Origin of the sequence: Mesorhizobium sp. M0208 (genome assembly GCF_040322015.1) — a bacterium.
GTDB lineage: Bacteria > Pseudomonadota > Alphaproteobacteria > Rhizobiales > Rhizobiaceae > Mesorhizobium.
Genome location: NZ_JAMYSP010000037.1, coordinates 53,190 through 60,445 on the forward strand (window position 1 = coordinate 53,190; position 7,256 = coordinate 60,445).

At 63.8% G+C, this 7,256-nt stretch carries 5 protein-coding genes; all 5 read left to right on the plus strand.

Translation table 11 applies throughout. The annotated features are described in order from the left end of the window. The first annotated feature begins 189 nt into the window (after positions 1–189). Genes NKJ17_RS27395 through NKJ17_RS27415 form a run of 5 tightly spaced genes read left to right on the plus strand, consistent with a single transcriptional unit; the run spans position 190 to position 7,021 of the window. Positions 190–1,050: a carbohydrate ABC transporter permease gene (locus NKJ17_RS27395; RefSeq protein WP_352507384.1), complete on the plus strand. Its 861-nt coding sequence runs from the start codon at positions 190–192 to the stop codon at positions 1,048–1,050. Further along, positions 1,047–1,913, plus strand: a complete 867-nt coding sequence (locus tag NKJ17_RS27400; RefSeq protein ID WP_352507385.1) for a carbohydrate ABC transporter permease — start codon at positions 1,047–1,049, stop codon at positions 1,911–1,913. The genes NKJ17_RS27395 and NKJ17_RS27400 overlap by 4 nt, the downstream gene beginning before the upstream one ends. 8 nt (positions 1,914–1,921) lie before the next feature. Then, entirely contained in the window at positions 1,922–3,019 is a 1,098-nt protein-coding gene (locus NKJ17_RS27405) for an ABC transporter ATP-binding protein (RefSeq protein WP_023675944.1), read from the plus strand. 59 nt (positions 3,020–3,078) lie between these two features. Next, a complete protein-coding gene (locus tag NKJ17_RS27410) occupies positions 3,079–5,199 on the plus strand; it encodes an aldo/keto reductase (RefSeq protein WP_352690951.1) in 2,121 nt (706 codons plus the stop codon). A gap of 43 nt (positions 5,200–5,242) precedes the next feature. Beyond that, positions 5,243–7,021, plus strand: a complete 1,779-nt coding sequence (locus NKJ17_RS27415) for an NAD(P)-binding domain-containing protein (RefSeq protein WP_352690954.1) — start codon at positions 5,243–5,245, stop codon at positions 7,019–7,021. The last annotated feature ends 235 nt before the right edge of the window (positions 7,022–7,256 follow it).

Here is a 7,256-nt window from a genome sequence, read left to right on the forward strand (position 1 = left end):
CTGGCGCTGCCCCTCACCCTTACCCTCTCCCCGTGAAGAACGGGGAGAGGGGAATCCCCCAGCATTGCGGCCAGGCAGGCGGATGAGGGGCGGCGCCGGCCTTCGAACAAGCCACCGTTTGCGGCGGCGCATCACCTGAACATCAACACCGCGCGCCCCAGCAGGCGAAAGCAGAAAGGAGGAAAACGAATGCGCTACCAGAACGCCACGGCTTATCGCTTCCTCGCGCCCTATCTGCTGATCTTCTCGATCTTCTGGCTGTGGCCGATCATCGATTCCTTCCTGATCTCGTTCCAGGCGACGCGCACCGTGCCGTGGCGGTTCGCGCCGACCTTCAACTGGGGCCGGCTGATCGGCGATCCCGCCTTCTTCAACGCCTTGAAGAACACATTGCTGATCCTCGTCATCCAGGTGCCGGTGATGATTTCCCTGGCGATTGTGATGGCGGTGCTTTTGAATTCGCCGCTGCTCAAGGCGCGTGGCCTGTTCCGCTTTGCCTTCTTCGCGCCGGTCGTGGTCGGCGAAGTCGCCTATTCGGCGGTTTTCCGGCTGATGTTCAATCTCGACTACGGCATCATCAACAAATTGCTGAACAGCATCGGCCTGCCCAGTGTCGACTGGTTTACCAACGTCACCCCGGCGATGGCGGTGATCATGATGGCGGTGACCTGGCGCTGGGCCGGCTACAACGCCATCATCCTGCTCGCCGGCCTGCAGTCCATCCCCGAGGATGTCTACGAGGCGGCAACCCTGGACCGGGTCAGCAAGGTCAACCAGTTCTTTTACATCACGCTGCCGCTGCTCAAGCCGATCATCGTGTTCTGCGCCGTGCTGTCGATCATCGGCACCATGCAGCTGTTCACCGAGCCCTTCCTGATCACCGAGCGCGGCGGGCCGGGCGGCGGCACCGAAACGCTCGGGCTGCTGCTTTACCGCCAGGGCTTCCGGTCGCTCAACTTCGGCTACGCTTCGGCCGTCGCCTACACCATGGCCGGGCTGGCGATTGCCATTTCGCTGGTGCAGATATGGCTGACGAGGGAACCGAAATGACCTCGCGCTCCCCAATCAGCCATTCCCGGGTCAGCCGTTCTCAGGCCAGATTGGGCCGCAGCATCGCGCTGCATCTGGTCCTGACGCCGCTGGCGCTGGTCTGGCTGTTTCCGCTGTGGATGATGGTGGTCTTTTCCACGATGCCCGACAATGGCATCTTCAGCCCCGACATCGAGCTTTTGCCGCACGGCAATTTCCTCGACAATGTCAGCAATCTGCAGCGCGGCACCAATTTCATCGGCGCCATCGGCATCTCCGTCTCGGTGGCGGTGACCTATACCTTCCTGTCGGTGATGCTCACCTCGATGGCCGGCTGGGCGCTGGCGCGTTACAACTTCTTCGGCAAGGGCATGGTCGTCGCCATCATCTTCGGCACCATCACGCTGCCCTATGCGGTCGTGCTTATCCCGCAATTCATCATGGTGGCGCGCGACTTCAAGCTCGCCAACACCTGGGTGGCGCTGATCGTGCCGCCGCTGTTCAACTCGCTGGGCGTGCTATTCATGCGACAGAGTTTTTCGATGATGCCGCACGAGCTGTTCGACGCGGCCAAGGTCGAGGGCGTCAAGGAATGGCGGATATTCCTGTTCGTCGCATTGCCTCTGGCGCGGCCGATGCTGGCGGCACTCGCCATCATCCTCTTCCTTGCCTCCTGGAACAACTATCTGTGGCCGCTGCTGATCAATTCCAAGCCTGGCGCAATGACCGCGCCGGTGGCGCTCGGCACGCTGATCGGTCTCACCAAGGTGTCCTGGGGCGGCATCATGGCGGGCGCGGTGATGCTGACGGCGCCAATGCTCGTCGTGTTCGTGCTTCTGCAGCGCCATTTCGTCGCCGGCATCGCCGCCGGCGCCATCAAGTAAGGATCAGCATGGCTGCAGTCACACTCAAAAACGTCATCAAGCGCTTCGGCGTCTTCGAGATCGTCCACGGCGCCAATATCGATATCGATGACGGCGAATTCGTCGTCTTCGTCGGCCCTTCCGGCTGCGGCAAGTCCACGCTGCTCCGGATGATCGCCGGGCTCGAGGACATCAGCGACGGCGAGATCGCCATTGGCGGCAAGGTGGTGAACGACGTCGAGGCAGCCGATCGCGGCATCGCCATGGTGTTCCAGTCGTACGCGCTCTATCCGCACATGACGGTCGAGCAGAATCTGAGCTTCGGCCTGAGAATGACCGGCAATCCCAAGGCAGATACCGAGCGGCGGGTGAAGCGGGCTTCCGAAATCCTGCGTATCGCCGAGCTGATGAAGCGGCGGCCGCGGCAATTGTCGGGCGGCCAGCGCCAGCGCGTCGCTATCGGCCGCGCCATCGTGCGCGAGCCGCAAGTGTTCCTGTTCGACGAACCGCTCAGCAATCTCGACGCCGAGCTCAGGGTGCAGATGCGCGTCGAGATATCGCGCCTTCACAAGGAGCTTGGCGTTACCATGGTCTATGTGACGCACGACCAGACCGAGGCGATGACACTGGCCGACAGGATCGTCGTCCTCAACGCCGGCAATATCGAGCAGATCGGCGCGCCGCTCGATCTCTACGACGACCCCGCCAACCGCTTCGTTGCCGGCTTCGTCGGCTCCCCGAAAATGAACTTTCTGGCGGCGAAAATGGTCGGGGCCGACAACGGCGCTGCGGTCGTCGAACTGGTCAATCATCGCGGCGCGCGACTGCGCAAGCCGCTTTCGGATGCTCTGCCTGCGACAGGCGGCGATGTCGTGCTTGGCGTGCGGCCGGAGCATTTCTTCGACGCCGGCCAGGGCGATTGCGACCTTACCCTCAAGGCCGACGTCGCCGAGCACTTGGGATCGGTGAGTTATGTCTATGCCAATTCCGGGACCGGGGGCGGGCGCGAGGAACTGATCATCGAGCGCGAGGCCTCGCGGCATCGCGCGAACGGCGACGACCTGGTGGTGTCGATCAAGGCCGACCGCTCGCTTCTCTTCGACGCCACCGGCGCACGCATTCGCTAACCCATCTAGTTCCTTTTGTCCGATCGCGACTGGTCGCGGCCACCCCACGGAGATTTGACATGACGTCCAAGCCAGAAAAAATTCGCTGGGGCATTCTCGGGCCCGGCAACATCGCCAAGGCCTTTGCCGGCGGCGTCGCCCATTCGCGCACCGGCACCTTAGTCGCCTTAGGGGCGCGCAATCCCGGCAAGGCCGGGCTCACTGAGGCTTTCCCCGGCGCCCGCATCCTCGATGGCTACGAGACTTTGCTTGGCGATCCGGATGTCGACGCGATCTATATTTCAACGCCGCATCCGAGCCATGCCGAATGGGCGATCAAGGCGGCTGAGGCCGGAAAGCATGTGCTTTGCGAAAAGCCGCTTGGCCTGACCGCCTTCGAGGCCGACGCCATGATCCATGCCGCGCGCAAGGCCGGCACCTTTCTCGGCGAAGCCTTCATGTACCGGCTGCATCCGCAGACGGCCAGGCTGGTCGAGCTGGTCAGGGCCGGCGCGATCGGCGACATCAAGATGATCAAATCCAGTTTCGGCTTCGCCATGCCGGGCTTCATGCCGGAGCACCGGCTTTACGCCAAGGATCTCGCCGGCGGCGGCATTCTCGATGTCGGCGGCTATCCCGTCTCGATGGCGCGGCTGATTGCCCGCGCCGCGGCGGGAAAGCCCTTCGCCGAGCCGGACAAAGTGGTCGGCGCTGCGCATCTCGGCCAATCCGGCGTCGACGAATGGGCGTCGGCGCTGTTGCATTTTCCAGGCGGCATCGTCGCGGAAGTCTCCTGCAGCATTTCGCTCGCGCAGGACAACGTATTGCGTATTCTCGGCAGCAAGGGCCGCATCGAGGTGGCGGATTTCTGGTATGCCGGCGGCCAGCAAGGCGGCACCGGCGAAATCCGCATCATCCGTCCGGGTGACACCGAGGTGGTCGAGGTCAAGGAGGACGGCTGGCTTTACGCATTCGAGGTCGACGCTGCCGGCGAGGCCATTCTCGGCGGGAAGCAGGAGTTCGCCTGGCCGGGCATGAGCTGGGCCGACAGTCTCGGCAATCTGCGCGTGCTCGATAAATGGCGGGCCGCCATCGGGCTCGAATACGACATCGAGAAACCGGCAAAGCGCGTCCACACGATCTCCGGGCGGAAGCTGCGCTCCGGCGGGACCGCCATCCCCAAGCGCGGCATTCCGGGCCTGCCGCGGCCGGCTTCGTGTCTGGCGCTCGGCTTCGAGGATTTCCGCACGTTTTCGTCGGGCGCCATCCTGCTCGACGCCTATTTTGAGGCGGGCGGCAATCTGTTCGACACCGCCTTCGTCTACGGTTCCGGCTATACCGAGACGCTGCTCGGCCAGTGGCTGAAGAACCGCGGCGTGCGCGAGCAATCGGTGGTCATCGGCAAGGGTGCGCACTCGCCGCTCTGCTATCCCGACGTCATCGGCAAGCAGCTCACCCAGTCGCTTGAGCGGCTGCAGACCGACCATATCGACGTCTATTTCATGCATCGCGACAACCCGGACGTGCCGGTCGACGAGTTCGTCGATGCGATGGATCGCGAGGTCAAGGCCGGCCGCATTCGCGGTCCGTTCGGCGGCTCGAACTGGACGATGGAACGCATGGACGAGGCGATTGTCTATGCCGAGCGCACCGGCAAGCAGAAGCCCGGCGCCCTTTCCAACAATTTCTCGCTGGCCGAGATGCTGGAGCCGATCTGGGCGGGCTGCGTCACCTCCTCCAGCGACGCATGGAAGGCCTGGCTCACCGCCCGGCAGATGCCGAATTTCGCCTGGTCGAGCCAGGGCCGCGGCTTCTTCACCGACCGCGCCGGCCGCGACCGGCGCGACAATGAGGAACTGGTCCGGGTCTGGTACTCGGAGAGGAACTTCGGCCGTCGCGACCGCGCCATCGAGCTCGCCAAACGGCTGGGCAAAAGCCCGATCCACGTCGCGCTCGCCTATGTCCTGGCGCAGCCCTTTCCGTCCGTCCCGCTGATCGGGCCGCGCACGCTCGACGAGTTGGAAGACAGCCTCCAGGCGCTCGACATCTCACTTTCGCCGGACGATCTTGCATGGCTGGATAGCGGTTCGGATCAGGCCCGCGCGCGCCTGATAGCGGGGTCTTGCGCTGCGCCCTTAATTTCCGGACTGTTTGCGCTGCCCCTCACCTACCCTCTCCCCGCTCTTCGGGAGAGAGGATAAGGTTAAAGGGCAGCGCCGAAGTCGCTTGAGATAGGGAAGACAGATGCTCGACATATCACCGTCGAAACAGGCGGCCACCTGGCTCGGTTCTTTTGCGCGAGCGCTCGAGGCGGGCGACGTCGCGGCCGCAATCAACCTGTTCGTCGAGGACTGTTACTGGCGCGATCTGCTGACCTTCACCTGGAACATCAAGACCATGGAAGGCCGCGCGGCGATCCGCGACATGCTGGAAGCCACGCTGGCAATGACAAGGCCTGCCCGGTGGCAGCTCAGCAGCGAAGCGACTTCGGACGAAGGCGTTATCGAAGCCTGGTTTTCTTTCGAGACGTCATCCGCGTGGGGCCAAGGCATCATGCGCCTCAGGGACGGCAAATGCCGGACACTGTTTACGGCGATGAGCGATCTCAAGGGGTTTGAGGAGCGCAAGGGCCCGGCGCGGCCTCTGGGCGTCCGCCACAAGGCCGATCCGGAGCGCGAGACCTGGCTAGAGGCGAGGGCGCGCGAGACGCGTGAACTCGGCGCCGGCCAGCAGCCTTATTGCCTGGTCATCGGCGGCGGCCAGGGCGGCATCATGCTGGGCGCACGGCTCCGGCAACTCGGCGTGCCGGCCATCATCATCGAGAAGAATGCGCAGGCCGGCGATTCCTGGCGCAATCGCTATCGCTCGCTCGTGCTGCACGACCCGGTCTGGTACGACCATCTGCCCTACATCCCGTTTCCCGAGAACTGGCCGGTGTTCACGCCCAAGGACAAGATGGGCGACTGGCTGGAAATGTATACACGCGTCATGGAGCTCAACTACTGGACCTCCACAAGATGCATCAGCGCGTCCTACGACGACACCGAAAAGGTCTGGACGGTCGAGGTCGACCGCGCCGGCCAGCGCATCACGCTAAAGCCGAAGCACATCGTCTTTGCAACCGGTGCTTATGGCCCGCCCAGGCAGATCGACCTGCCGGGCGCCGAGGCCTTCCAGGGCGAGATCCTGCACTCCAGCCAATATTTCAGCGGCGAGAAATTCCGCGGCAAAAAGGTCGCCGTCATCGGCGCCGCAAGTTCTGGCCATGATGTCAGCGTCGATCTATGGGAGAGCGGCGCCGAGGTGACGATGGTCCAGCGCTCGCCGACGACGGTGGTCAAGTCGGACACGCTGATGGAGATCGGTTTCGAGATCTTTTCGGAAAAGGCGCTGGCCCGCGGCATCACCACTGAGAAGGCCGACATGATCGTCGCCTCGACGCCGTTCGCGCTGCTGCCACAGGGCCAGCGCGCGCTCTACGACATCATCAAGGCGCGCGACGCGGCCTTCTACGACCGCTTGCGCGGCGCCGGCTTCGCCATCGATTTCGGCGACGACGAGACCGGACTTTTGATGAAGGCCTACCGCACCGGCTCGGGCTTCTACATCGACGTCGGCGCCTGCGATCTGATCATCGACGGCGAGATCGGCATCCGCAGCGGCGTCGGGATCAAGTCGCTGACGCCGACAGGCATCCTCTTCGACGACGGCACCGAACTGGCGGCCGACGCAATCATCGCCTGCACCGGCTATCTCTCGATGAACGAAACGGTGGCGGCGATCATCTCCCGTGAAGTCGCCGACAAGGTCGGGCCGTGCTGGGGGATTGGCTCGGGCGTGAAAGGCGACCCGGGTCCATGGCAAGGCGAATTGCGCAACATGTGGAAGCCGACCGCGCAGGAAGCGCTGTGGTTCCACGGCGGCAATCTGGCGCTGTCGCGCTTTTATTCGAAGTTCGTGGCGCTGCAGATCAAGGCGAGGATGGAAGGCATTGCGACGCCGGTTTATGGGACGCCGCGGTGAAGCTGTGATCTCCCCCCTTGAGCGGGAGATATCGCCAAAGGCGACAGAGGGAGTCGCCGCGCGTCGAGCGCCAGCCTCCTCTACCGTAGCAGCAGGCCGAGCCCCGTCGGACCTACCCCCTCTGGCCTGCCGGCCATCTCCCCCTCAAGGGGGTGTTTGGACCGGGGACATCGCGAACAGGTGTGCGAGGACATCGCGAACAGTTTGGCGCGCTTTGCGCTGGGGGGTTCGGGAT

Excerpts from the sequence above, each read along its gene's own strand:
- NKJ17_RS27395 (WP_352507384.1), top strand. The coding sequence starts at position 190 with ATGCGCTACCAGAACGCCACGGCTTATCGCTTCCTCGCGCCCTATCTG.
- NKJ17_RS27400 (WP_352507385.1), top strand. The coding sequence starts at position 1,047 with ATGACCTCGCGCTCCCCAATCAGCCATTCCCGGGTCAGCCGTTCTCAG.
- NKJ17_RS27405 (WP_023675944.1), top strand. The coding sequence starts at position 1,922 with ATGGCTGCAGTCACACTCAAAAACGTCATCAAGCGCTTCGGCGTCTTC.
- NKJ17_RS27410 (WP_352690951.1), top strand. The coding sequence starts at position 3,079 with ATGACGTCCAAGCCAGAAAAAATTCGCTGGGGCATTCTCGGGCCCGGC.
- NKJ17_RS27415 (WP_352690954.1), top strand. The coding sequence starts at position 5,243 with ATGCTCGACATATCACCGTCGAAACAGGCGGCCACCTGGCTCGGTTCT.